General features: G+C 60.2%; 15 protein-coding genes and 3 pseudogenes. 5 read left to right on the top strand and 13 right to left on the bottom strand.

Going from position 1 to position 21,698, the window contains the following annotated elements; all coding sequences use genetic code 11:
* Positions 1–98 precede the first annotated feature (98 nt).
* Entirely contained in the window at positions 99–1,313 is a 1,215-nt protein-coding gene (locus JFV30_RS12830) for an MFS transporter (RefSeq protein WP_201124117.1), read from the top strand.
* Between the two features lie 33 nt (positions 1,314–1,346).
* Here JFV30_RS12830 and JFV30_RS12825 read toward each other — a convergent pair whose 3' ends face one another.
* The 4 genes and pseudogenes from JFV30_RS12825 to JFV30_RS12810 all read right to left on the bottom strand — a co-directional run bounded on the left by JFV30_RS12825 (position 1,347) and on the right by JFV30_RS12810 (position 5,456).
* Complete coding sequence (locus JFV30_RS12825; protein ID WP_201124115.1) at positions 1,347–2,531, bottom strand: GGDEF domain-containing protein; 1,185 nt, start codon at positions 2,529–2,531, stop codon at positions 1,347–1,349.
* A 131-nt stretch (positions 2,532–2,662) separates the two neighbouring features.
* A pseudogene (locus JFV30_RS12820) lies at positions 2,663–3,270 on the bottom strand (dTMP kinase).
* A 62-nt stretch (positions 3,271–3,332) separates the two neighbouring features.
* Positions 3,333–4,106, bottom strand: coding sequence for a creatininase family protein (locus JFV30_RS12815; protein ID WP_201124113.1), 774 nt, complete (start codon positions 4,104–4,106; stop codon positions 3,333–3,335).
* A gap of 36 nt (positions 4,107–4,142) precedes the next feature.
* Positions 4,143–5,456 carry an MFS transporter gene (locus tag JFV30_RS12810; protein ID WP_201124111.1) on the bottom strand — a complete coding sequence of 438 codons (1,314 nt, stop codon included), beginning with the start codon at positions 5,454–5,456 and terminating at the stop codon, positions 4,143–4,145.
* Between the two features lie 135 nt (positions 5,457–5,591).
* Between JFV30_RS12810 and JFV30_RS33510 the strand changes: the two are divergent.
* Positions 5,592–6,535, top strand: a pseudogene (locus tag JFV30_RS33510) (LysR family transcriptional regulator).
* Here JFV30_RS33510 and JFV30_RS12800 read toward each other — a convergent pair.
* On the bottom strand, positions 6,492–7,880 hold the full coding sequence (locus JFV30_RS12800; protein ID WP_242487071.1) for an LLM class flavin-dependent oxidoreductase: 1,389 nt from the start codon (positions 7,878–7,880) through the stop codon (positions 6,492–6,494). The pseudogene JFV30_RS33510 and the gene JFV30_RS12800 sit on opposite strands and share 44 nt — an antisense overlap.
* A 23-nt stretch (positions 7,881–7,903) precedes the next feature.
* The gene (locus JFV30_RS12795; protein WP_201124109.1) at positions 7,904–8,860 is read right to left on the bottom strand and encodes an aliphatic sulfonate ABC transporter substrate-binding protein; all 957 of its coding nucleotides are present in this window, start codon (positions 8,858–8,860) and stop codon (positions 7,904–7,906) included.
* Positions 8,861–9,177: 317 nt separating this feature from the next.
* Between JFV30_RS12795 and JFV30_RS12790 the strand changes: the two genes are divergently transcribed.
* The 3 genes from JFV30_RS12790 to JFV30_RS12780 are packed head-to-tail and all read left to right on the top strand — an operon-like array spanning position 9,178 to position 15,110.
* The gene (locus JFV30_RS12790) at positions 9,178–10,803 is read left to right on the top strand and encodes an efflux transporter outer membrane subunit (protein ID WP_242487070.1); all 1,626 of its coding nucleotides are present in this window, start codon (positions 9,178–9,180) and stop codon (positions 10,801–10,803) included.
* Positions 10,804–10,832: 29 nt separating this feature from the next.
* Positions 10,833–12,020 carry an efflux RND transporter periplasmic adaptor subunit gene (locus JFV30_RS12785; RefSeq protein WP_446739854.1) on the top strand — a complete coding sequence of 396 codons (1,188 nt, stop codon included), beginning with the start codon at positions 10,833–10,835 and terminating at the stop codon, positions 12,018–12,020.
* Positions 12,021–12,029: 9 nt separating this feature from the next.
* Positions 12,030–15,110 carry an efflux RND transporter permease subunit gene (locus tag JFV30_RS12780; protein ID WP_201124105.1) on the top strand — a complete coding sequence of 1,027 codons (3,081 nt, stop codon included), beginning with the start codon at positions 12,030–12,032 and terminating at the stop codon, positions 15,108–15,110.
* On the opposite strand, the gene JFV30_RS12775 is transcribed toward JFV30_RS12780, so the two are convergent.
* The 7 genes and pseudogenes from JFV30_RS12775 to JFV30_RS12750 all read right to left on the bottom strand — a co-directional run bounded on the left by JFV30_RS12775 (position 15,097) and on the right by JFV30_RS12750 (position 21,683).
* On the bottom strand, positions 15,097–16,266 hold the full coding sequence (locus JFV30_RS12775; protein ID WP_242487069.1) for a fimbrial protein: 1,170 nt from the start codon (positions 16,264–16,266) through the stop codon (positions 15,097–15,099). The two genes, JFV30_RS12780 and JFV30_RS12775, sit on opposite strands and share 14 nt — an antisense overlap.
* A complete protein-coding gene (locus JFV30_RS12770; protein ID WP_201126178.1) occupies positions 16,263–18,698 on the bottom strand; it encodes a fimbria/pilus outer membrane usher protein in 2,436 nt (811 codons plus the stop codon). Before JFV30_RS12770 ends, JFV30_RS12775 begins: the two co-directional genes overlap by 4 nt.
* Positions 18,699–18,856: 158 nt before the next feature.
* Complete coding sequence (locus tag JFV30_RS33175; RefSeq protein WP_242487162.1) at positions 18,857–19,213, bottom strand: fimbrial biogenesis chaperone; 357 nt, start codon at positions 19,211–19,213, stop codon at positions 18,857–18,859.
* 3 nt (positions 19,214–19,216) lie between these two features.
* Positions 19,217–19,524, bottom strand: a pseudogene (locus JFV30_RS33170) (fimbria/pilus periplasmic chaperone); the annotation flags it as partial.
* A 136-nt stretch (positions 19,525–19,660) separates the two neighbouring features.
* Positions 19,661–20,191, bottom strand: a complete 531-nt coding sequence (locus JFV30_RS12760; RefSeq protein ID WP_169388394.1) for a fimbrial protein — start codon at positions 20,189–20,191, stop codon at positions 19,661–19,663.
* 275 nt (positions 20,192–20,466) lie between these two features.
* Entirely contained in the window at positions 20,467–21,051 is a 585-nt protein-coding gene (locus JFV30_RS12755; protein ID WP_201124103.1) for a fimbrial protein, read from the bottom strand.
* Between the two features lie 209 nt (positions 21,052–21,260).
* Complete coding sequence (locus JFV30_RS12750; RefSeq protein WP_201124101.1) at positions 21,261–21,683, bottom strand: histidine kinase; 423 nt, start codon at positions 21,681–21,683, stop codon at positions 21,261–21,263.
* Between the last annotated feature and the right edge of the window lie 15 nt (positions 21,684–21,698).

Below are 21,698 nucleotides of genomic sequence, written 5' to 3'. Positions count from 1 at the left end.
GCCGAAATTTGTCACTTTAGCGATCAAATCTGGCATTCGTCACTTTCTATTCATTTTTACCATAGCCCTCAATCCAAACCACTTACTGAGGGCTTGTCATGACAGCCTACGTCCATTCCACAAGCGCCAAACATACCCTTGCCGCAGTCATTGGCCTGCTGATTCTCTCCATCGCGTTGCGACCGGCGATCGTATCCATCGGGCCGATTCTGCTTCTGATCCAGCAGTATTTTCAGTTGAGCTACACCCAAGCAGCCTTGCTGACTTCAATCCCGGATGTGTGCATGAGCATCTTCGCTCTGTCAGGACCCAAACTGATACAACGCTTTGGTACCGATCGGTGCGTGGTGGCGGCCTTAGTCCTGCTCGGCGTTGCCACAGTATTACGCGCACTCTCACCCAGCTCACTATTGCTTTTGGGAAGCACATTTCTGATAGGTGCAGGCATCGCCGTTGCGGGTGCGTTGATCGGCGTCTGGATCAAATCGCACTTCCCTCACCGGGCGGCGTTTTTTATGGGCATTTATGCGGCTGGGTTAAGTCTGGGTGCCACTCTTGGCGCTGTCTTCACCGCCCCCATCGCCGAGCTCACTCAGAGTTGGAGAGTCAGTGCAGGCGTTTGGAGCATCCTGTGCGTCACCGCAGTGATCAGCTGGGTCTGGATGAGTACGCATTTCGTATCCAAAGGCCCGGCACGTCAAACGACCAATAAACCACGTGTGCGTTTGCCGTGGACAAAACCACAAGCGTGGTTGGTGGCTCTGAACTTCGGGGCAGGCCAGTTCGTTGTTTATGCGCTGTTCGCGTGGCTTGCTCCTGCATCGTCTGAAACGGCGGTAACGCACCTGCCCCCGGGCGTGCTGCTTGGCTTGTTCACCGCCGTTTTTGCATTGGCAAGCGTCGGTGCCGGGATGCTCCCAGGTAAAGCACACGATCGTCGTCCACTGCTGGGCTTCTCTTCTTTGGTCGCAGGCCTTGGCATGGCGGGTATGTGGCTTGCGCCGACGCTGGCCCCGGGCGCGTATGTAGTTCTGGCAGCAGTCGGTCTCGGGATGGGCTTCACGGTCGCAATGACGCTGGCGCTGGATAACGTTGAGTCACCCGAGCAAGCAGGTGCCTGGACGGTCTTCATGCTGTTCATTGGCTATCTGATCGCGGCACTTGGGCCGCTCTGTTTCGGCGCTTTGCGCGACCACTCAGGTAGCTATACCTTGTCCTACGCGACCCTTTTTGGTGTCACCATCCTGATGTTCTGCTTAACGCCGATTCTCAAGCCCGCCACCACGGGAAAGCTCCAGGCGGCGGCAGCGTGAAGGGCTCGCGGATACGCCAGGCGTTCTGGGCATTCATGCAGAACTGAGCGGCGCTTCACTCGGCTGGAAATACGGCGGCGCCAACCGCAAGGTATTGCGCCCCAAGCCCTTGGCTTCATAAAGCGCCGCGTCCGCCCTGGCAAGCAGGCTCGCTGTGGTGTCGCCTTCATCAGGCACCCCGCAGCAAACACCGATGCTGATGCGCAGTGAGATGGTTGAATCACCGTAGTAAGCCGGCGACTCGGCCAACGAGGCGCGCAGTGTATCCAGTGCGGCAATGGCGCCTTCTGAGTCAGTGCCAGGCAGCAATAACAGAAACTCCTCGCCACCATAACGGCCAATGCTGTCGGATTGACGAAGGCGCCGGGTGAGGTGGTTAACGCAGTGACAAATCACTTCGTCCCCCGCCAGGTGGCCATACCGGTCATTGATCTGTTTGAAGTGATCGATGTCGACCATCGCCACTGCCAGGCAGGAACCGTCGCGGCGCGCGCGTTCCAACTCTGTGGAGAACTGATCAAGGATCGCCCGACGGTTAAGGATGCCCGTCAGCACATCACGCAATGCCATGTGCCGAAGCAAGGATTCACTGCGCTCTTTGGACAACAACACCAAGCCGAGGGAGATCATCATTGCGGTGAAGGTGCCGATACTGACCGAGATGGTTTGCTTGAGGTTGCTGACGTCGTAACGCATCTCGGCAGCCCCTCCGCCCAGCACGGCCACCACCCGCATGCCCAAGCCAATCAGGCTGATGCTCGACCCGATGATCAACAGCATCCGTGCCCGCCCCAGGGCGGGGACATAGCGGCGGGTCCAGTAGATGATCAATGCGCACTGCACCATCAAGACCAGTGTGGCCGCGAGCATTCGCGGTTCCAGGGTGTCGATCAGGCCGACCATCAACAGCAGCATCAACGCCGCGGGCGCGAATACCCGCCACCAGGAGACCGGCAACTCAACAATCCTGAATACACTGGCCCCATAAAAGGCCAGCGCCACCGCTAGCAGTGTGTTGGCGGCGCCATAGGTAAACCACAACGGAGCATGGCCATAAAAGGTGTAGCCCACATAGGCAAGGGCATGCGCCAACAGGCCACAGCCAATGGTGAGCAACCCATCACGCTGATTGAACTGGCCGACCAGAATCAAACAAAACGCCATTATCGTCGCCACCAGGGCAACACAGGCGAAAAGTGTGGGGGTATGAGCGATCATGGCGTCTCACCGAGCGCTGGCACGAAGTGTGTTGCTCGCCAGTTTAGTTGAACGGACCAAACAGGGGTGACTGTCGAGAATGACAACGTCTGCCCTCCCCTGAATACCGCTTGCACGTTGCTAGAGCAGCGTTATTCGAGGTGACGTATCGCAGCCACCACCTGCATCGTTGCGTCTTCGATCGTTCCTTCATTACGGCATAACACCCAACCGTTATCGGCAATCGCTTGCTCGAACGCCTGGGTACACGCGACCTGTTCTGCCAACTGATGGATTACCGTACTGCCCAGCCCACGCCGGCGTGCCGCCGCCCTCGCCCATGAAACGTCAGGCGTGGTCACAACCCCGACATGCAGGTCTGGCACTTGCACGTTTCGATCAATATTCAACTGCAGGATTTCGGCAAACGGGACCGTCCGGCGAAACGCCGCATCAGACGGGTACCAGCGATCAATCAAGACGATGCTGCCGGGTGGCTGTTTAGGGAGCACGTGCCGGGAAATCCAGGCACGGCTATCGGCCAATCGCTCACACACCTCCCACTCCAACGCCCGGCTGGGGTTTCTGACGAGTTGGTTAACCAGGGCCATTGTTTCAGCCCGATGGGGATCACTTTTTTCTCGCACAGCCGGATCACTGTTTTGTTGTCTGCCCTCAGGACTTTCGTCACGGCTTCCAACAACGTGGTTTTGCCGGTTCCCTTGGGCCCATCCAGAGAAATAAACAGCGGACGATTCACTCTTCAATTAACGATTGATATAGGCATGGAGGGACTCTATCTGAATTGCTGGCCAAGGGTTCTCAAAACTCAGGGCTGAACGGCGCCGAGCCAGGGATCGGCTCGCGGCTGAATGCCTCGACTTCCTGTATCAGCCCCTTGGCAGCCATCATCACCAGGTCACGGCCTTTGTCCGGTGTGGCCTGCGCCGGGTCTGACCCCATGCGGCCGTCGAGGTGGCGTGCACGGAAGTCGAACGCTTCGCGGATCGGCCCCCACGGCGCGATTTGTGGTGAGTACGCGGCGGTTTTGATCGAGTCCGGGTAGGCCCATTGGGTGACGGCGATTTCGGACGGCGTGGCATGAATGCCATGCCCGGTCGGGAACTGTTCCCTGGCCAGATCACCGACGCCCTCAAGGTCCCACCAGTTGCAGAGTTTCAGCGCAAACCCTGCCGGGCGCCGGGCAAAGCTGGCTTCGGCGTACAGCTCGGAAAAGGCCGCTTCAATCGAGGCCACGTTGCCGCCGTGACCGTTGAGAAACAGGATTTTTTCAAAACCGTGGGCTGCCAGGGAATGCACCCAGTCGCCAATCGCCGCAATGAACGTGGATGGGCGCAACGAAATCGTGCCGGGAAAGCCGATGTGGTGCTGTGCCATGCCGATGTTGAAGGTCGGTGCGATCAGGATGTCAGCGGTTTGTTGTGCCTGGTTGGCGATGATTTCCGGGCACATCCAATCGGTGCCCAACAACCCGGTGGGGCCGTGCTGCTCGTTGGAGCCGATGGGAATCACGATGGTGCGGCTGCGTTCGAGAAATTTGCCGATCTCGGCCCAGGTCGATAGGTATAAAAGCATGGTGGGTTCCTCGTTGATGTGACGTACAGGGGGTGATCAGCTCGCGCTGTATTCGGCAGCCGAGCTATGACGGGATCGGGGCTTCGTTGACAGGATCACGAAGGCCGCGCACAGGAATACGCAGCCCACGGCAACGACGCCCGTGTTCAAACTGCCGGTTGCGGTTTTTGCCCAGCCGATCATGGCGGGCCCCCAGAAACCACCGGACAGCCCGATGGTGTTGATCAAGGCAATACCGCCTGCGGCAGCGTCGCCTTTGATGTGCTCTGACGGCATGGCCCACAACACGGTGTACGCCATGAACATCATGCTGATGGACAGGGTCAGCAGCGCCAGTGACAGCATCAGGTTGCCGCCTGCCAACGGATACACCATCAATACAACGGCGCCGACGGATGCCGGCACCGCGCAGTGATAACGCCGCTCGCCGAGCCGGTCGGAGCGGCGCCCGATCCAGTACATGCCCAGCGCCGCCCCTATATAAGGAATGGCCGCGTACCAGCCCAGTTGCCGGGTATCGTTGATGCCCAGCGACCGGATGATCGCTGGCAGCCAGAAGCTCATGGCATAGATCGAAAAAATGATGCAGAAATACGCCGCCGCCAGCACATACACCTTCGGATCGCGCAACACCGCCCTGAACGAATGACTGCGGGTGGACGCCGTTCCCAGTTCCGCTTCCAGCAATGCTTTGTCTGCCGCACTCAGCCAGGTTGCATCGCCCGGCCGGTCCGCAAGCATGAAATACATAAGCCCGCCCAGGAATACACAGGGCAGCCCTTCAATCAAAAACATCCACTGCCACCCCGCCATGCCGCCGACGCCTGAGAGCGTGGTGATCAGCCAGGCAGACAACGGGCCGCCGAGGATCCCGCCGACCGGGCCTGCGATAAACACGATGGCAATGGCCCGGGCCATGCGGTTGGGGCCGTACCAGCGGGACAGGTAATAGATCAACCCCGGCGCGAACCCGGCTTCGAACACGCCCAGTAGAAAACGCATGGCGTAAAACGTCGGAACGTCACGCACAAACAACATGCAGGCTGAGGTGATTCCCCACAGCACCAGGATGCGGCTGAAGGTCTTGCGTGCACCGATGCGCGGCAGCATCAGGGTGCTGGGCAGCTCGAAAAGCACATAGCCGATAAAGAAAATGCCTGCGCCTGCGCCATAGGCGGCGTCGGACAACCCCAGGTCACTTTGCATCTGCAGCTTGGCAAAACCGACGTTGATCCGGTCCAGGTACGCAAAGACGTAGCCGATGAACAACAACGGCAGCAGCCGCCAGTTAAGTGTGTGGTATAGGGCAGCGATCGCCTCTTTTCCTGCCGGCACCCTTGAGGTTGGCATAGGAGTCTCCCGTTATTTTTGTTGGCTTACGTGATTGCCAGCAAAGGGTGCGCCGGCTCATCATTACCAGCAAGAGCAACTAAGTTCATCCTGTGTTGCTCTGTGAGCAACACTATCCAACGGAGGTCGATCGGCATGCGTGAAATCAATCAACAACGCCTTCGCTACTTTCACGAGGTGCTGGTGCACGGCTCGATTCGCGGCGCAGCCGATAGCATCAACACCTCGCCTTCGGTGATTACCCGCCAGATCAAGCTGCTGGAAGAGGAGCTGGGTGCCAAGCTGTTCGAGCGTCAGGCCCGAGGGGTGCAGCCCACCGAGGCGGCGGCGCATTTGCTGGAGTTCTGGCGCGGCTACCGCTCACACCAGGAGAAACTCGAAGACCAGTTGCAAGCGATCAAGGGCCTGCAGCAGGGCCAGGTGCGGGTGGTGATCAGCGAGGGTTACGTCGACGCACTGGTCGACCATGTGCTGGCGCCGTTTTGCAAGCAGTACCCCAGGCTGGATGTGCGACTGGACATCCTGCCGGTCGTGGATGTGCTCAATGAGGTCGCCGAAAACCGTGCGCATATCGGATTGGCCTACAACCCCCTCCCCATCCGCAGATCGACTATTGCGCCACCTCGTCACAGCCGGTGATGTTGCTGGTTCGCCCGGATCACCCTTTGGCAACGCGCGGCACCACCGTGAGGGTCGAGGAGATTCTTGGCTGCCAATGGGTGCTGACGCCGACGACATTCGGGATAGGGCACGCGATCCAGATGCTCGAATATGCCGAGAAGATCGAAATCCGCCCGACAGTGGTCAGCAACTCGCTGGCTGCACTCAAACGATTGGTCGCCAGCGGCGAGTTTGCGTCATTGGTCGGGGAGTTCGCGGCCTACCGGGAGATCGAACAAGGCCACCTCGCAGCGATCATGATCGACCATCCCTTGATGCTTGGGGTGGAGGCAAAACTGCTGGTGAAATCGGGGCGCCCGCTGGCCGCGCCGGCGCAGGAACTGCTGCGCTGGATGCGCGAGCGCCTTCCGATGTTTAAACCGGATTCAGCGGAGTTTCGGGGTGATGTTGCTGGCTGACATCGGTGGTCACCGCGGCGCCGGGTGTTGAACCAAACCGCGGAATCGCCAACCCCAGACTCTCCCGCAACGTCGTCCCCTCATACGCCGTGCGGTACACGCCACGGGCCTGCAACAACGGGATGACCTCCTGCGTAAACCGCTTGAACTGCTCCGGATGCCCGATGTAGATATTGAACCCATCCACCGCCCGTGCTTCAAACCAGTCCGCCATTTTGCTCGCCACCGTCAGCGCCGACCCGACAAAGGCACCCGGGCGCAGCTGCCGACCAAACTCCACCGCCTGGCGCAACGTAAACCCTTTCTCCCGTGCCTGATCAGCAATGCGTTTGGCATTCGTAAAAAAACTGCTGCGTGCCGCCTCCAGACTCTCCTGCGGAAACGGCGCGTCAAGGTCGTACTGGGTGAAATCATGCCAGCCGAAATTGCGCCCGAACTCCTTCAACGCCAGCTCGAAACTGTGGTCGGCCTGGTGATAGTGCTGTTCGATTTCACGGGCCTGTTCGTCGGTATCGCCTACATAAATCTCGGCGCCGGGCATCACCAGTAGTTGCCCGGGATCACGGCCATGTCGCTCCGCCCTGCCCTTGATATCCCGGTAAAACGCCTGGCCCTGCTCGATGCTCGCGGCATGGGTGAAGATGACATCGGCGGTGGCGGCCCCCAGGTCGCGGCCTTGTTCCGAATCACCGGCCTGGAAGATCACCGGTTGGCCTTGGGGGGAGCGCTGGATATTCAGCGGGCCGACCACGGAGAAATGCTCGCCCTTGTGATTCAGGCTGTGCAGTTTGTTCGGGTCGAGGAACTGGCCCGTGGCCCGGTCGCGCACGAATGCATCGTCCTCGTAGGAGTTCCACAGGCCCTGCACCACCTGGACGTGCTCGGCTGCCCGGCCGTAGCGGGTGTCGTAATCGTAATGTTCGTCGCGGCTGTAGTTGCCGGCGGTGCCGGCGTCTCCGCTGGTGACCACGTTCCAGCCGGCGCGGCCTTTGCTGATCAGGTCGAGTGAGGCCAGGCGTCGCGCGACGTTATACGGCGAGTTGTAGGAGGTCGTCAGCGTACCGACCAGGCCCAAATGCCGGGTGCTCACGGCAAGCGCCGACAACAACGTCAGCGGCTCCAGGCGATTCAGGTAGTGGGAAGGCGAGCCCGGGGTGATGAACTGGCTGTCGACAATGAACATCAGGTCGAACAACGCCGCTTCGGCCTGGCGCGCAATGTCGATGTACCAGTCGACGTTGACGCTGGCATCGGCCGGCAGTTGAGGGTCGAGCCATAGATTGTGGCGGCCAGGCCCGCCGCAGCCCATGGTCAAGGCGCCTAGTTTGAGCTGTCGTTTGGTCATGGCTAAGGTATTCCTTGAAGCGTTCAGGGCTGGGGTTTGGCGACGGCAGGCTGCAGCGACGCGGCGAAGGAGTCATCGAACAACGTGGCGGCCGGGTAGGACTTGACCAGGCCCTGGCTGGCGAAAAAGTCCACGGTCTTTTGCGCTTCTAGCGGCGATTGGGCTGTCACAGGTTCGACCGTGGTACGCGCACGGGCGAACCAGGCGCGGGCAATGTCGGCGTCGGCGCGGGTGCGTTTGGCCCAGGCGTCTGCATACGCGTCAGCGTTGGCCGGGCTTTGGCGCGTCCAGTCACGGGCTTTTTTCAGGCGTTGGAGAAAATCGCTGATTTGCGCACGCTTGGTGTCGACGGCCTTGGTGCTGGCGGCCACGAAGCTCTGGGCCGGGATCAACCCGTCGGCGGTCGCCAGCACCCGCGCACCCTGGCGTTCCTGTTGGGTGACGTAGGGTTCCCAGGTGGCGATGACGTCAACGGAGCCGCCTTCCAGCGCGTGGGAAGCGTCCAGCGCGCTGAGATAACGCAGTTCCAATGAGTCTTTTGGCACGCCGGCTTTGTCCAGTGCGGTCAGCAACAATTGCTGGCTCCAGGAGCCTTTCCAGATGGCCGCGCGCTTGCCTTTGAGGTCTGCAAGGCTGTGGATCGATGAGTCCTTTTTCACCAGGATGGCCACGCCTTCGAGATTTTGCCGGCTGATGGCAATCACCTTGATCGGCGCGCCCAGTGCACCGAGGAACAGCACGGGCGCATCACCGAGCAAGCCGAGGTCCAGGCTGTTGGTGTTGAGCGCTTCGGCGACCGGTGAGCCGGCGGTGAATTGCTTCCATTCAAGGGTATAGGGCAGGTCGTCCAGCACCCCCGCCGCTTCCATCACGGCCTGGGCGTTGTAGCTTTGGTCTCCGACCACCAGCGTTTGCGCGTTCGCGGTCAGGCACAGCAAGGTAGCGGCCAACCCGGCCGCCAGTTTTGTCAGATAACGCACGTTCGCTCCAGATGCCCTCTCAGGCATTTCAAGTCGATCCGCGCGTGCGGTCTCGGCAGTGTTCGTAGGGACAGCAACCATGAGGTGCTAATGGCCGCATGTAAAATACTTATATTGCATAACCTAATTCAATATTAATGCGCATGACGCATTTTCATTAAGGGTCGGCACGTACTGACATTGCGTACCGGCCGGCACCACCTACACTGATTTGAATTCGGCTACTCGCGAGCCATTTTTCGGCGGCCCTAACCGATGCGCCTGCATTCATCGCTCAACCAATAAAGCAGTCAACCTACTGATTAATCAGAGTAAATATGAAAGAGCAGCCTCGGCAGCTTGCATCGGGACCGCAACAAGTGGCGCACCCCCGCGCCCTTTTTCGACCACCACACCTTCTGGCTCCGCTGAGCCTGCTGTGCATTGCCCTCGCGGGCTGTACCGTCGGGCCCGATTTCGCGCGCCCCGAGGTGCCCGCTAACGCTGATTACTCACGTGAAAAGCTAACCGCTACCGCCAAGGCCGACATCGACGCCGGCGGCGCGGCGCAGCGGCTGATCGCCGGGATGGATATTCCCGGGCAATGGTGGACGTTGTTCCGTTCGCCAGCCCTCAACGCCCTGGTCGAAGAAGCCTTGCGCGCCAACCCGGATGTCACCGCCGCTCAAGCCGCGTTGCGCCAGGCCAACGAGTTGGTCTATGCCGACCAGGCGTCGTTGTTCCCTTCCGTCAGCGGCAATGTGCAGAAAGCCCGCGAGAAGGTATCGGGGGTGACCTCGGGCCTGCCGGAGTCGCCGATTCTCACGGTGAGTTCGGCGTCGTTGAGCGTGTCCTATGCCCCGGATGTGTTCGGCGGTACGCGCCGGCAAATCGAATCCACCACGGCGCAAGCCGAGTACGAACGCTTCCAGCTGGAGGCGACTTACCTCACGTTGACCTCCAATGTGGTGAATACCGCGGTCAGCCTGGCGTCGATACGTGATCAAATCGCCTCAACCGAGGCAATCATCCGGCTACAGGGCGACCAGCTCGACGTGCTGCAGTCGCAGCGGCGGCTGGGTGCCATCGGTGATAGCGACGTCCTGACGCAGCAGACCGCACTGGCGCAAACCCGTGCCAGCTTGCCGCCGCTGCAAAAGCAGTTGGCGCAGACCCGCAACCAGTTGATGGCCTACCTCGGCCGGTTTCCCAATCAGGACCGGGACGAGCGCTTCAACCTGGCCTCCCTGCACTTGCCGGAAGAACTGCCGGTCAGCCTGCCCTCGGCCATCGTGGGCCAACGGCCGGACGTGCGTTCTGCCCAGGCACAACTGCACCAGGCCAGCGCCAACATAGGCGTGGCCGTGGCCAATCAGTTGCCGCAGTTCAGCATTACCGGGTCGGTGGGTTCCACGGTGGCCAGCGGCACCAAGCTGTTTTCGGCGGGCAGCGGTGTGTGGAGCCTGGCCGGGTCGATCACCCAGCCGATCTTTGATGCCGGCGCACTCGAACATCGCAAACGCGCGGCCGTGGCGGCCTACGACGAGTCGGCGGCCCGTTATCGTGGCACCGTGATTGGCGCGTTCCAGGACGTGGCCAACGCGCTGCGGGCACTGGAAGCCGACGCCGATGCGCTTAACCAGCAGGTGGTGGCCGAGCGCTCAGCCCAAGCCAACCTGGACCTGGTGCAGGCGCAGTTCAAGCTCGGTGCCGTGGCGTACATCAACCTGCTCACCGCCCAACAGACCTACCAGAACACCGTGCTTGCGCGGGTCAAGGCGCAGGCCTCCCGCTACAGCGACACCACTGCGCTGTTCCAGGCACTGGGGGGCGGTTGGTGGAACCGAACGGATGTGGACCCTGCCACCAAGGGCCACCCGGATCGCTTCGGCCTGCCGTCGTGGAACGAGATCATGCCGGCCAACAACAAGGCAGTGCCTGCCGATTCGGCACGGTTCGACTGAACTGAACTCTTGATACAGCGAGAACACCCATGGCTGACGTCATTACTGCCTCTCCCCTGCCACCCGAGCCCGGCGCACCGCGCAAGCGTCGACTGTGGCGGCCGATGCTCGTCATGATCGTGGTGGTGCTGGTGATTGTGGCGATCATTGCCGGGGTGAAGTTCGTGCAGATTTCGGCGCTGATCGCCCAGTCCAAAATGCCCCTGCCCGCCTCCGTGGTCACGGCCATGAAGGTGCCGTTCAGCGATTGGCAGCCGAATGTCACCGCGGTGGGCTCGATGAAGGCGGTCAGAGGCGTGGATGTGACCACCGAGGTGGGCGGCATCGTACGCACCCTCGGCTTCACGCCCGGGCAAGAGGTGGCGGCCCAGGCGCTGCTGGTGCAGTTGAATGCCGACTCGGACATCGCGCAGTTGCATTCCCTTGAGGCCACCGCCGACCTGGCCGTGATCGTCCTCAAGCGTGACAAGGCCCAACTGGCGGTCAACGCCATCTCCCAGGCCCAAGTGGACACCGACACCGCCGACCTGAAAGCCAAGCTCGCCGCCGCCGAGCAACAGCGTGCGCTGGTGGCGAAAAAAACCATACGCGCGCCGTTTGCCGGGCGCATCGGGATCACCAGCGTCAACCCCGGCCAGTACCTCAACCCCGGCGACAAGATCGCCACCCTGCAAACCTTCGACCCTATCTACATCGACTTCACGGTGCCGCAGACCCAACTGGAGGCCATCGCCATTGGCCAAGGGGTTTCGGTGACGGCCGACGGCCTGTCCAATCAAACCTTCACCGGCAGGGTCAGCACCATCGACACCCAGTTCGACTCGACCACCCGCAACGTCACTGTGGAAGCCACCGTCGACAACCCCAAGCAAAGCCTGGTGCCCGGGATGTTTGCCCGCGCCGTGGTCACCTCCGGCGCAACCCAGCGCTACCTTACCGTTCCGCAGACGTCGGTCACCTACAACCCTTACGGCACCACGGTATTCATCGCCACCTCAAGCAAGAACGACAAGGGTGAGGAAGTGCTGACGGCGCAACAAACCTTCATCAAGACCGGGCCTACCCGGGGCGACCAGGTGGCCATCCTGTCGGGCGTGAAGGAAGGCGATCTGTTGATCACCAGCGGCCAGATGAAGCTCAAGAATGGCTCGCCGGTGAAGGTCGATAACAGCGCCGCGCCGCTGAACGATCCCGCGCCGACTCCCCAAGAACACTAAAGGTGTCCCATGAAGCTTACCGATACCTTTATTCAGCGACCGGTCTGGGCGATTGTCGTCTCGCTGTTCATCCTGATCCTGGGGCTGCGTTCGATCTTCGAACTGCCGGTGAACCAATGGCCGCGCACCGAAAATACCGTGGTCACTATCACCACGGCCTACTACGGCGCGGACGCATCGACGGTGGCCGGCTTTATCACCCAGCCGCTTGAATCGGCCATCGCCCAGGCCCAGGGTATCGACTACCTGTCCTCGACGAGCATCACCGGCGTCTCGACCATTACCGCAACGTTGCGGCTGAACTACGAGGCCAGCAAGGCACTCACCGAGATCAATACCCAGGTCAACTCGGTCAAGAACCAACTGCCGGCCCAGTCCCAGGAACCGGTGCTGACGGTGGCGGTCGGGCAGACCACGGATGCCATGTACCTGGGCTTCTACAGCGACACCCTGCCCACCAACAACATCACCGATTACCTGGTGCGGGTGGTCAAGCCCAAGCTGGATTCGATCCAGGGCGTGCAAACCGCCGAGATCCTCGGCGGACGCCAGTTCGCCCTCCGCGCCTGGATGGACCCCAACAAGCTGGCGGCGCATAACGTGACCGCCCAGGACGTTTCCACCGCCCTGGCCAACAACAACTACCTGTCTGCCGTCGGTTCCACCCGCGGGCAAACGGTGACGGTCGACCTGACCGCCGGGACCGACTTGCACACGGTGGATGAATTCAAGCGGCTGGTGATCAAGCAGAAAGGCGATGCCCTGGTGTACCTGGAGGATGTGGCCACCGTCACCCTCGGCGCCGAAAGCTACGACAGCAGCGTGGCGTTTTCCGGCAAGCGTTCGGTGTTCATCGGGATCAAGACGGCCCCCAATGCGAACATCCTGACGGTCGCCGACAGCGTGCGCGAAGCCTTCCCCGAGCTGCAGTCCCAACTGCCCACCGGGGTGCGCGGCGAGATCGTGTATGACTCCACGGCGTTCATCAATACCTCGATTTATGAGGTGGTGAAAACCCTGGTAGAGGCGATGATCATCGTGTCGGTGGTGATCTACCTGTTCCTCGGCTCGTTCCGTGCAGTGATTGTGCCGCTGGTGGCGATCCCGCTGTCGCTGGTCGGGACGTTCTTCATCATGTACCTGCTGGGGTACTCGATTAACCTGCTGACCCTGCTCGCCCTGGTATTGGCGATCGGCCTGGTGGTGGACGACGCGATTATCGTGGTGGAAAACGTCGACCGGCATATCAAGGAAGAAGGTAAAGGCGTGCTGGAGGCGGCGCTGGTCGCGGCGCGGGAACTGGGTGGCCCGATCATCGCGATGACCGTGGTGCTGATTGCCGCGTACGTGCCCATCGGGTTGCGCAGTGGCCTTACCGGGGCGCTGTTCAAGGAGTTCTGTTTCTCGCTGGCGGGTGCGGTGACCGTGTCGGCCGTGGTGGCGCTGACGCTGTCGCCGATGATGACCTCGCGGCTGTTCAAGTCCGGGCAGGAAGAAGGCCGCTTCGCGCGCAAGCTCGATCAGTACTTTGACTGGCTGCGGGGCCGTTACCACCGCGTACTCTCAGGCGGTTTGAACGTGTGGCCGGTGCTGGTGACGTTTGGTTTCTTGCTGTTCCTGCTGGTGGCCGCCAGCGGCATGACTGCCAAAAGCGAGCTGTCGCCCACCGAGGACCAGGGGCTGGTGTTCATGCAGATCAAAGGCCCGCCGACTGCCTCGCCGCAGCAGATGGAGCGCATTGCCGACCAGGCTTTCCAGATCGCCAACAAAGAGCCTGAATACGCGCAGATGTTCCAGCTGACCGGGTTGCCCATCCTCAACCAGGGCTTGGGCGGCGTGCTGCTCAAAACCTGGGACGATCGCACGCGTTCCCAGGCCCAACTGATCCTGGAACTTCAGCAGAAATGGAATCAGGTACCGGGCGCCACCATCGCGGCCTTCCCGCTGCCGTCGCTGCCGGGCGCCCAAGGGTTGCCGGTGCAATTTGTGATCACCACCACCGACTCGGTGGAAAACCTCAACGAAGTCGCCCAGGCGGTGGTGGCCGAGGCACTGAAACAGCAGCTGTTCTACTTCTCCGACATGGACCTGAAACTCGACAAACCACAAGCCAAGCTGGTGGTCGACCGGGAAAAAATCGCCGCACTGGGCATGACCCAGGCTGACGTCGGCGCAGCGCTGTCCGCCGCGCTGGGTGGTAACTACGTGAATTACTTCTCCACCGCCGGGCGCTCGTACAAAGTCATTCCCCAAGTGCTGCAAGTCGACCGCCTCAACCCGGACCAGATCCTCGATTACTACATTCGCACGCCCTCGGGCGCAATGATCCAGGCGCGCACCGTGGCGCATATCGAGACCTCGACCCAGCCGGAATCGATCAACCACTTCCAGCAACTCAACTCGGCCACCTTGTCAGGCGTCAGTGGCGTGGCCCAGGGCGAACTGCTGGCGAAACTGAACACGATCCTGACCAACATAGCGCCCTCGGGCTACACCTCGGACTTCTCTGGCGAGTCGCGCCAGTTCATGCAGGAATCCGGCGGGTTCTTCGGGTTGTTGATGTTCTCGATCCTGATCGTCTACCTGGCCCTCGCCTTCCAGTTCGAGAGCTTCCGCGACCCGGTGGTGATCCTGTTCTCGGTGCCCCCTGCTCTCTTTGGCGCGCTGGCCTTTATCACCATGGGGTTTGCGTCCATCAACGTGTACACCCAGGTGGGCCTGGTGACGTTGCTGGGGTTGATCACCAAGCACGGGATTCTGATCGTGCAGTTTGCCAACGAGCTGCAGCGCGCCGGTCACAGCAAGCGCGAGGCGATAGAAGAAGCCGCCGGCGTGCGTCTGCGCCCGATCCTGATGACCACGGCGGCGATGGTGCTGGGCGTGGTGCCGCTGGTGTGGGCGTCGGGTGCGGGGGCTGCGGGACGGCATGACATGGGCCTGGTGATCTTCGCCGGGTTGTCGATTGGTACCGTGCTGACGCTGTTCATGGTGCCGGCGATGTATATGTTTATTGGCTCTACGCACCATCAGGAGGTTGAGCGGCCGGTCCCTGGCCAGGATGAGTCGCCAGGCGTGGCTACTGATAGATGATGGTGTAATTCGCAACAGCGTTGGCGGAACCCGCAGTCACCGTGGTTGCCGTTTGTATATAACGCGCGCTCAGCGGGATGTTCAATGATGTGGTGCCAGCGGCTATCGGAAGGTTCAACAATTTGTTTTGGGACAGCGCCCACGGTGCGCCGGAAGCATCAAGCACCTGTAGACCCACACCCGTCGCCGGGTCTGCAGCCGCTGACAGGCTCAACACGCCATTGCTGGCATCAATCGGTGTGCCGACCGGGTCCAATCGCAGGCTGAGGGTATTGGGCACGAGGGTGCCCGCACTGATGACCGCCGATTGCGAGCTTGTCGGAATCGAACTGGCGTTGCCGTAATAACCGGGAAATCCTGGGCAACCCGTCAGGCTGATCATGAAGTTCACTGGCGTGCTGGCCGAACCTATCCCACTGAACGACGCAATCTTGTTGGTGCCCATGGGTACATTAACGTCCGAGGTCATGCAGGTCAGTGCGACGATGTTGATGCTGCCGGTTAGCCCCACTTTGTTGGCGACAGCGGTAGGGCTATTGGGAATCGAGAAATCCTGTTCCAGCGTACCCAACGAACTGCCGCTGATGGTGCCCGTTCCCACTGGTCCGGTCTTTATCAGCACCATCCCGGTTGCTGGTGCAATCTTGAGGCCCGATATGAAACAGTCGGCGGTTCCCGACAGTGCGCAGCCATTTGGAATCGCTGCCCTGACGGCAGCCGTTTGCACGGATGTTCCGTTAACCCAGGCGACGCCGATGCCGGCGACCCCCGTTTGATAGACGAAGCTGGCGTAGGGCCCCGCGCTGTAACCGGTATTGGCCAACGTGCTCTTCAGCGTCAAAAGCGTGTTGAGGGTTGCCGCCCCGCCGGTACTGATGCACTTGAAATCGGCACCTGCACCGCTCTGGTTAAAGTTCTGCTGATAGAGCACTGTGCCCACGGGCGTATCCCGAGGCACACTGAGGGAGCTGATCTGCAATGCAGCCGTGCCTATAAACCCCTTGTTACCGTTGATGTAGACACAATTGATTGCCTGGGCTGACTGCGCAAAGCCACACAACACCAGTGCGGCGATCAGTGAACCCAGGGAATAAAGCACCTTCATGGCATTACCTCTGCACGTATCGTTAACTGAAGCATTCGCCGCGTACTTCATGACCCGGCCTCCAGGCACAGCGTGTTGCCTTTCATTATCTGCCCCTGCTCTTTCAGGGCCGGCACTTTCAACGTGCAGGTCTGGCCGCTCTCCTTGCCCCAACTGACCTGAAGGCGTTGCGTACCGTCCTTGACCCGTGCATACAACTGCCCGCCCTGCCCCACGGTGCCCACCGGGTTACCGGTGTCATCCACCACGGTGGCACCGAACGGCAACGGGCTCTGGTCCTTCAGCCGTACGTTCAACAGCAGGGCATTGCCGCGCACCGTAGCGAAGTCCACCGCCACCACGGCCCCCGCACGCGGGGCGATCTTCTGGCTGGTCTCACTCAATTCGACGTCCTGGGGAATACCGTCCGGGTCGATAGCGATCTCGTTCAATTGATAAGGCTGCAAATAGTTGACCACGGCTGAGCCACTGCTATCGAGCCGCAGGCCCGGATAGCCCACCACCTTCGCGCCGGCCGCTCCTGGCGCGCTGATGACGGCCATGGTTTCACCGGTATAGGGCGTCAAGGTCACGCCTTTGGGATGGACCACAATGGTGCCGCCGCCGCCCAGGGACATGCTGCTATAGCCATCGCCTTCGCTGAGGGAGCCGCTGACCCGCGCTTTGGGACCCTGGTACTGGCCGCTGACCGAGGTGTCGGTGGACTGGCTTGCGCCATCGCGGTCGGCCGTCAGGCTGTAGCCGTATTCATGATCCTCGCCGGCGCTGCCGCTGACGCTCGCTTGCTGGCTGTAATTGCCCTGGCTGTCGCGGGCCAAACGGCCCGACAGCTGCGGCGAGTTGTACGAGGAGCCGAACTCGATCGGCATGCTCACGGTAAACAACTCAGTGGTTTGCATCTCCGCCAGGCCGGAGCGGCTGCGACTGAGGTTGAAGCCCAGGCTGACTCGCCCGACTTGTGTGCTGTAGCCCATCTGGTACTGGACATCCTCGCCCGGTTCGTTCCAGTAGTTTTCGGTAAACCCGCTCAGTGACAAATGCCCCCAGCCGGCCAGGCTCTGGTCGAGGGACAAGGTCAGGCGACTGCGTGGCTGGCCAATCTGGCTGGTGTCGGTGCCATGCTCTTGAGCGTCCCGGAACAGCGCGGCGGTGTTGAAATCAAAGTAACCGCTGGTGGAAAAACGATACGCTGCCAGAGAGAAGTTGCTCCCGGTGCTTTGCACGTTTTCACTGAAAGACACCCGCAGGCTCTGCCCCTGCTGATCGCCGGACGGCAGTTCTGTCTGGGCGTGAGTCACGTCGACCCCGAAGGCGCCGATGGGGGTGCCAAAGGCAATACCGCCCAGCACCGACAGGTACCCATCGCTGGCCTGGGCGCCGGTATAACCGGTCAGCGAATTCGCCAAGCCGTATTGATAGGTGCCTTGCAGCAGCCCGACCTGTTTATCGATGTAGTTATTGCGAGTCTCGCCCGCCGTCACGCTGAAACGCGACGTACCAGGCCGCAGCAACTGGTTGACCGAGGCATAGGGCACGATGAAGCTTTGCTGAGTGCCATCGGCTTCCAGTACGGTCACTTGCAGGTCGCCGCCATAGCCGGTGGCATACAGGTCATCGATGACGAAGGCGCCAGGCGCCACCGTGGTCTGCAGCAACACATTGCCGCCCTGGCTGATGGTGACCCGGGCATTGGTGCGGGCGATCCCGCGTACCACGGGCGCATACCCGCGCAACGTCTCTGGCAGCATGCGGTCGTCGGTCGCCACTTCTACCCCGCGATAGGCCAGGGTGTCGAAAATCTCGCCGCTGGTGTTGGCCTCGCCTACCGTCAGTTGGCTTTGCAAGGCGGTGAGGTCGCGCTGGGCGAACGTGTTGATTTCCTGGTACTTGGTGCCGGTCAGGCTGTCCCAATTCAACGACCCGTTGTGCCGCAAGCGCCAGTCACCCACGTTCAGCCCCGCGTTCAAGCCGACATAGGCAGAATCGTCAGTACCCGACAGGTTTTTGTTGTGGTTGGCGTTGAAGTCATAGCTGAGCATCGCGGCGGTGGTACCGCGATCCCATAACTCAGGGCTGACATACCCGCGGGCGTTACGCCGCATGGCCGCCTGCGGAATGCTGAAGTCCAGTTGCTGGGTCTCGGTGGAAAACAGGGCTGTCGCCTCATCGATCACCTGGGCGATGGACGTGCATTGTCCGGCGTCGAGCTTGGCCAGCGCCGCCGGCGACAGGGCTTCCACGTTTACACCGATCAATTCCAGCATGCGGCTGTCGACGCAGACGATGGGGTTCCTGCCCTTGGCGTCGGACACGATACGAATATCCTGGCGCATGCTCAGGGTCGAGTTCACCAGAATGTCGGCCCGGTAAGTGCCCGACATGACCGGGTTGCCACTTTGGAACAACGTCAGGTCAATCCCGCTTGAGCCCGCCGGAAGGAAGGAATCGTCGAACTGCACGTCTTCGGCCATCGCGTGAGGCATCAGCAGTGCGCTGGCGATCAGTAACAGTCGACGGCCCCAAATCGGCGAACAGCCGACGCTGGAGCAGCAGATTTCCTTCCGGCGCATGCGCAGAGGAGAGAGCGTAGTCATAGATTACCCGGACAACAGAGGGTGAAAACGATTGGGGCCAGAAGGGCCTAAGGCTTGACGGGTTCCCGAGTGGGCACCAGGGCGCCGTAATCATTAATGGCGCTGTATTCGACGTTGGCGCCGGGGCCCGGCATAGACTTCAGGCCGGGCAAGGCAAAGGTGTGGGTCTCGCCGGGCGCGACCATTCCCGCTTCACTCGGTACTCGCTGGCCGCCGTTAACCAGGGCCAGGTCACTTTGCGAAACGTAAAAAGCAGTGGGGTTGTAGGCTTGCAGCCCATAAGTACCGTTCTTTTGTGCGACGACCTTCCACTGCAACGCCTCGATGGCCGCTGTCGGTGTACCGGGTAAATCGGCAGGTCGATAAAACACTTTGATCCGTGAGCGAAAGGCCATTTGCAGCATGTTTTGCTCCCCGTGGCCTTGACCGGGATTTCCAGCACATTGAGCCAGAACACCGACTCTTTGTCGGACGCCAGCGGAGCACCGGTAAACATCAGGCGCAGGCTCTGCCCCTTGGCAGCATCAACCCGGGAGACCGGTGGGGAAATCACAAACGGCGCTGAAGAGTTGCTTGGCGTGGACGCAGCATCCCCCTCATCAATCCACGACTGAACGAGGACGGGTTTGGCACCGTTGTTGTTCAGTTTGACGGTGACCTCTTTCTTGTCAGCCGGATAAATCACACGGGTGCCCGTGATGACGACCGAAGACATCGCCTGGGAACAACCGAGCACGGCCGCGATCATCACGACGCAACGGCACCAGGCCTTTTTACGCTGCATATCATTCTCTCCCGACATCGTCGGCGCACCTTCCAGCTTCCTGAAAGATGCGCTGACCGCGCAGCTTTTACTGATAGTTGATCGAGTAGGTCACCGAACCCACGACAGTACCGGCGGTGGTTGCCGCGCTGGCAATGTACTGAACGGCGTACGGCAGCACGGCAGTGGCGCCGGTCACAGTGGTACGTGCAGTGTTGGCGGTTTGGCTGGTATCACCGGCCTTGATCACAGCACCATTGGAGTCGAGCAATTGCAGTTGCACGCCAGTCGCATTACCGGTGTTACGGATGTTCTGGGTGGTCGGGTCGACGCCCGCGCCCGCTTCAAATATCGCAGCGGCGGTCGCAATGGTGCCCTGGCAGCCGCTCAGGTTAATGGTGAAGTTGGTGGCACCAACAGTCGCCCCCGCGCTCGCCAGCGACGCAATCGAGAACGTCGGAAGCGTTACGGTGCCCACATTGCTCGTGCCATTGACCGAAGTGGTGCAGGTTTGAGCCGTCAGTTGGCCACTGAAGTTGATAGTGCCATCGGAGGCTTGTGCAGCAGACATCACGAGTGCGGAAGTCGCCGCTGCAAGAACGAGGTAAGTACGGTTCATAAGTTGCCTCAAAATCATTAGTTGGATAAATGCCCGGCAGGCCACTCGCAGTTGCAATATGGCGGTGCGTTTTGCACAGGGTGAATGATGTTTCTTTTAGTGAAACCCTTCAAATTGAAAGGTCCTGCTACAGCCTCGGAAATTTCCTACCAGAGTTAAGACTCTTCCGAAGGTTTGAACTTTCCATTCGTATAAGTGCAGCCAAACGGTTTTTTGGTTGAAATGGATATATCAAAGACTTGATCAGCGATATCGCTCTCAAGTCCTTGTGGGTTTTAGTTATAGGCGATGGAATAGGTAACCGAACCCACGACGCTGCCCGGCGCAATAACATCGTTGGCAATGTACTGGACGCCGTAAGTCATCACGCCACCGTCGGTGGCGAGATTAGTAATGGCCGGGGTTCGCGGTTGGCCCGGGTCACCGGCCTTGATCACATCGCCGTCGGAATCAAGCAACTGGAGCTGCACGCCGGTGGCACCACCGGTGTTAATAATGTTCCGGGTGGTGGGATCGACGCCCGGGCCGCTCTCAAAGTAAGTGGATGCCGTCTTGCCAATCACACTATTGCCCGTTAAGTTTTGCAGGAAATCCTGGATGCTATTCCCAGTGCCGCATGCACTCAGCCCAATGGTGAACTGGGTTCTACCCGCAGTGGCGCCTACGGCGCCGAGGGCCATAGTGCCCAGTGTAGGCAGCGTAACGGTGCCCATGTTGCTGCCACCGTTCACACTGACGGTACACGTCTGTCCAATCAGTTGGCCTTTGAAGTTAACGGTGCCATCGCCTGCCTGTGCAGCCGGTATCACGAAGGTCGACGTCAGCGCTGCGAGCGCGACGATACGGTATGTGCGCGTCATAAGTTGCCTCGAAAGGTTAAAACATCATTGATCGAAATGCTCGGCGAACCGTTCACTGCTTCGCTGTGACTGCGCACCTTGCATGCAGTGAATAATGTTTTTTCCGGCCAACCCCTTCAACGTTAAAGGTCCCTTTGCAATAAGGGAAACTTCCGGCTTAAACAATGACATTTCCAGCGCCGTCGGTATTTTTCCCGATACACCTGTAACTAAACAGACACCCGCTGCTTGCCGTAAATCTCATGCAACTCGACCTTGTCGATAAAGCCCATTACTTGCTTGATCGACTCTCGGTCCGGCGGGCCAGGCAACGCAAAGCGCATCGACGATGACGACGACTCAACTGTGGAAAGCACCTGCAGCGTATTGCCCTGGTAAACCAGTAAATGTTTGATTACCGGTGAACTTCGTACTAACTGTTCAAGTACTTCGCCTGCGTTTTCCAGCACGACCTGATGAATAATCAGCAGGTCAAACGGGCATAACGCGTTATCCAGTATCACCAATAAATCCCGGAATGATGTCAGCGGGGCAACACGACTGTAGCCAAGCCCCGAGAGGTTCTTTTCTATGCTGACTAACCTGGATTGTTCTTCGTCAACCAACAAGACACGCAACTTTGGATTCACCATGAAACACCCTTCCTG

Source organism: Pseudomonas sp. TH32, from assembly GCF_016650855.1.
Taxonomy (GTDB): Bacteria; Pseudomonadota; Gammaproteobacteria; order Pseudomonadales; family Pseudomonadaceae; genus Aquipseudomonas.
This window is presented reverse-complemented; position numbering and strand designations above follow the sequence as displayed.

Bases quoted from the DNA above. Each gene is read 5' to 3' on its own strand.
- JFV30_RS12830 (WP_201124117.1), top strand. From the start codon at position 99: ATGACAGCCTACGTCCATTCCACAAGCGCCAAACATACCCTTGCCGCA.
- JFV30_RS12825 (WP_201124115.1), bottom strand. From the start codon at position 2,531: ATGATCGCTCATACCCCCACACTTTTCGCCTGTGTTGCCCTGGTGGCG.
- JFV30_RS12815 (WP_201124113.1), bottom strand. From the start codon at position 4,106: ATGCTTTTATACCTATCGACCTGGGCCGAGATCGGCAAATTTCTCGAA.
- JFV30_RS12810 (WP_201124111.1), bottom strand. From the start codon at position 5,456: ATGCCAACCTCAAGGGTGCCGGCAGGAAAAGAGGCGATCGCTGCCCTA.
- JFV30_RS12800 (WP_242487071.1), bottom strand. From the start codon at position 7,880: ATGACCAAACGACAGCTCAAACTAGGCGCCTTGACCATGGGCTGCGGC.
- JFV30_RS12790 (WP_242487070.1), top strand. From the start codon at position 9,178: ATGAAAGAGCAGCCTCGGCAGCTTGCATCGGGACCGCAACAAGTGGCG.
- JFV30_RS12785 (WP_446739854.1), top strand. From the start codon at position 10,833: ATGGCTGACGTCATTACTGCCTCTCCCCTGCCACCCGAGCCCGGCGCA.
- JFV30_RS12780 (WP_201124105.1), top strand. From the start codon at position 12,030: ATGAAGCTTACCGATACCTTTATTCAGCGACCGGTCTGGGCGATTGTC.
- JFV30_RS12775 (WP_242487069.1), bottom strand. From the start codon at position 16,266: ATGAAGTACGCGGCGAATGCTTCAGTTAACGATACGTGCAGAGGTAAT.
- JFV30_RS12770 (WP_201126178.1), bottom strand. From the start codon at position 18,698: ATGCCTCACGCGATGGCCGAAGACGTGCAGTTCGACGATTCCTTCCTT.
- JFV30_RS33175 (WP_242487162.1), bottom strand. From the start codon at position 19,213: ATGCTGCAAATGGCCTTTCGCTCACGGATCAAAGTGTTTTATCGACCT.
- JFV30_RS12760 (WP_169388394.1), bottom strand. From the start codon at position 20,191: ATGAACCGTACTTACCTCGTTCTTGCAGCGGCGACTTCCGCACTCGTG.
- JFV30_RS12755 (WP_201124103.1), bottom strand. From the start codon at position 21,051: ATGACGCGCACATACCGTATCGTCGCGCTCGCAGCGCTGACGTCGACC.
- JFV30_RS12750 (WP_201124101.1), bottom strand. From the start codon at position 21,683: ATGGTGAATCCAAAGTTGCGTGTCTTGTTGGTTGACGAAGAACAATCC.